Genomic DNA, 2,907 nt, shown 5'->3' on the forward strand with positions numbered 1-2,907 from the left:
AAATCTATGCCCATGCCTATTGCCGCATCACCAGTTACCTGCAAACCATGGCTTACAAAGGGGTCAATCCCATGATTGCCATTCAAATGGCTTTGGCTGGTGAATTAGGGGGCGAGTAGTTACCTTTTTTTCACCTAATGCCAGAGAAAGGAGCGGTGTGCCTTCTCCCTTCAGCAAGACCAGATTGATCATCCAGGGTGTCACCAGCACACCAACCCAGTGCCCTTCCCATAAACGAAATCCCACGGCCTCGACGCGCATTGCCGAATTTAGAATGGGCAGATCTATCATGCGTGTCTGCGCGATTCTGTTAAATATCTCCTCAAGTTTTAACACGACTTGTGTCATTTTTATAACCTGAAATTTGCGTAGCAAGCCTTTGTCACTTTTTTTCACTTGAAAGTAAGGGAAACGGATATGGAAATTTGTTGTTTCATTCTTCAGGATGGTGAGTTGCCATAACCGTTAGTACCATGAATTTGTATTTCGGTGCATCGCAATTCGGGCAGCACCATTGTTCAGGGAGCATGGTAAATGGTGTGCCGGAGGGAATATAGGCAAGCGGATCTCCTGCTGCCGGATCATACACCCACCAGCAAATGCCGCATTCCAACTGAGCGGTTGCCTCAATTTTGTTGTTGTCACCTGAATAAGATCCTTCGAACATGTGACTATTGTTCGCGCATCACGGAGAGCCATTCGCCCAGGCGCACAACGCTTTCCAGAAAATCTTCGTCCGCTGCCAGAGCCACTTCAGGCACATCCACCACTTCCAGGGTATTGAGAATGATTTGGTCAGTGCTGTTGAAATACTGCACCCACCACACGTTGGCCAGACGCGTGCTGGTGATACGGCAGTTACCATAGCCACGCGATAATATACTCACTGTTCCAGTGCCGAATGCATCATACAGATAAGCCAGATCTTCCGGAGACATGGGCAACAGCGACAGATTGATGATATGCGCGGCATTTCCTTCCTGATATTTTTTTGACCTTTCCAGTAATTCGTTAAGAACGGCGGGTGCATTCATTATCCCCTGTCGCTTTGGTGGCACGCTGACAACTGTTGTGCCTGACAATGCAGATTTTTGAACCTCTGCGGGAATGGCGCAGGCATGCAGCATATCGCTGGAAACTACAGATTGTGTGGACATTTTCTGTATGCGCCAGATCCCGGCAAATACGGTTTCCTGAATATGTAGATTGCTGGGGTTTCGCACTATCACACTGACTTCGCCTTGCCCGAGAGATTGATTGATTAATTCCACCACATCAGGCGTTAGTCTTGTTAAATCGATTTTGGCATCTCTTTTGGTAAGCATTGCGCTGCGCAAATTTTCCAGCACTGTGCAAACTGCCTCCAGTATTTCTGGATCGGCCACCAGATTTACTACCGGCATGGCAAAGGTCGTCATTTCACCTGGTAGGGGCAAGTAGCGCACCTCTTCAGCCTCGGACTGTGAATCGATGCCAACTACTGGAATATGGAAGTCTCTCATGATCTCATCCCAGCCAATTACAATCAGATGAACATACTGCCGATATTGCAACCCCTATCGAAGGTGCGCGGCTGACCGGTTTTTGCAGCATAATTGCATACTCTTTGACATATTCGGACCAGTCGTGCAAGCCTTCAATCGAGCCGACATAACCGCCGTCGCGCAGAAACAATAATGCTGGCAATCGCCCTATGCCAAAGCGCGTCAGTAAACTTTTGGCATGTTCAGGGCGCATGAGAGCGGCTCGCAGATTATTGCCTGTCACTGCCAGAAGTTCGGGAAAGATCACAGCAGTATCCCAGTTTTCTGCAGCCGTATCTGGCTCATTGATGAGCAGCACCACTCCTGATCCTGGGCAATCCATGAAATTCTGAAACCCAACCTGATCCAGATCGGATATGCCATTTTTCATCACCAGCCTGTCCAGCAATTCACTGAAATTATTGCTTATGGCAGAGCGCGGTGGTTTCCATGATAGAGCAGTATCCATAGTCATTCCTTGTATCCAGATCGTAAAAAATCGGGAAGCGGAGGTTCTCTGTCGATCAAGTCGGCAAAGCAGTCATCGAAATGGGTTTCGCCGGCAGCCACCCGGTCGAGGGCTTCCAGCGCAGAATTGATCAGAGCGGCGTGTCCGGCATCAATGGCTTCGCGCGCGCTACCCATAAAAGTCAGCAGCCAGTCTCCCGGGCGAACTTCGTCTATCAGCATGGTATTGATGCGCACCCGCCCATTGCGGCCATCGCACCAGGCGAACATGTCTTCGATTGCCACTATCTGCATTGGTATTCCTATGCACATAAATTCAAGTCCCCAACCGACTTTGCCAAGAATCGCTCGTCGCCGAAGCGGCAGGCCAGTTCTGCCGAGGGGCGATTTGTCTCATAGTTGTCCATGTCAAGCACGTCACCGTTGATGCATCGGCAGGGAAGGGGCGAGGTGCGCGGCGCATAAGGAATGCCCCATTGCACCATCAGTTCCAGTGCGATGTTCAGCGCAGTCGGAATTTGAGTCTTGACACAATCGCGCAAACTGCCACCAAAATCTTCCAGATGTTCGGGTTGCACGCCGATGAGCGCCATGGAGTCGGGAAGCTTGCCGGTCAGGGACGCGCAGGCAATGACTTCCTGGAAACCAGTCTGATGCAGACTCATCTTTTTTACGCCCATGAAGCGTGGTACCTCGTCATCCTTCGCGATCACCATCTCGCCAGGTTTTTTGCCATAGTCCACCGCATCAAATACAATCAGTCGGTGCGCATCCACCAAATAAGGTAGTACCTGATTATGTCTCTATCTCAGGTCGCACTAGATAACTGTACGGATATACAGTATACTGACCTCTTGCGAAAACCGTTTGAGGTGAACCATGGCGATCAACAGTATCCAGTTTCAGAAGGGGTTGT

The 2,907-nt window shown here is 49.9% G+C and carries 5 protein-coding genes and 1 pseudogene; all 6 read right to left on the reverse strand.

What is annotated here, in order from left to right:
- Window positions 1–63 precede the first annotated feature (63 nt).
- Window positions 64–348: a [NiFe]-hydrogenase assembly chaperone HybE gene (hybE, locus tag IV91_RS19800; protein WP_084190091.1), complete on the reverse strand. Its 285-nt coding sequence runs from the start codon at window positions 346–348 to the stop codon at window positions 64–66.
- A gap of 85 nt (window positions 349–433) precedes the next feature.
- Window positions 434–667 carry a rubredoxin gene (locus IV91_RS17415; protein ID WP_082783222.1) on the reverse strand — a complete coding sequence of 78 codons (234 nt, stop codon included), beginning with the start codon at window positions 665–667 and terminating at the stop codon, window positions 434–436.
- Window positions 668–671: 4 nt separating this feature from the next.
- Window positions 672–1,502, reverse strand: a complete 831-nt coding sequence (locus tag IV91_RS0112005; RefSeq protein WP_031598725.1) for a hydrogenase expression/formation protein — start codon at window positions 1,500–1,502, stop codon at window positions 672–674.
- A gap of 4 nt (window positions 1,503–1,506) precedes the next feature.
- Window positions 1,507–1,992 carry a thioredoxin domain-containing protein gene (locus tag IV91_RS16925; protein WP_051862663.1) on the reverse strand — a complete coding sequence of 162 codons (486 nt, stop codon included), beginning with the start codon at window positions 1,990–1,992 and terminating at the stop codon, window positions 1,507–1,509.
- A gap of 2 nt (window positions 1,993–1,994) precedes the next feature.
- Window positions 1,995–2,285 (reverse strand): HypC/HybG/HupF family hydrogenase formation chaperone, encoded by a 291-nt coding sequence (locus tag IV91_RS0112015; protein WP_200874402.1) that lies wholly within the window; start codon window positions 2,283–2,285, stop codon window positions 1,995–1,997.
- Between the two features lie 8 nt (window positions 2,286–2,293).
- A pseudogene (locus tag IV91_RS0112020) lies at window positions 2,294–2,773 on the reverse strand (hydrogenase maturation protease); the annotation flags it as partial.
- Window positions 2,774–2,907: the final 134 nt, after the last annotated feature.

It is taken from the genome of Ferrovum myxofaciens (genome assembly GCF_000735045.1).
In the GTDB taxonomy this organism is placed as follows: domain Bacteria; phylum Pseudomonadota; class Gammaproteobacteria; order Burkholderiales; family Ferrovaceae; genus Ferrovum; species Ferrovum myxofaciens.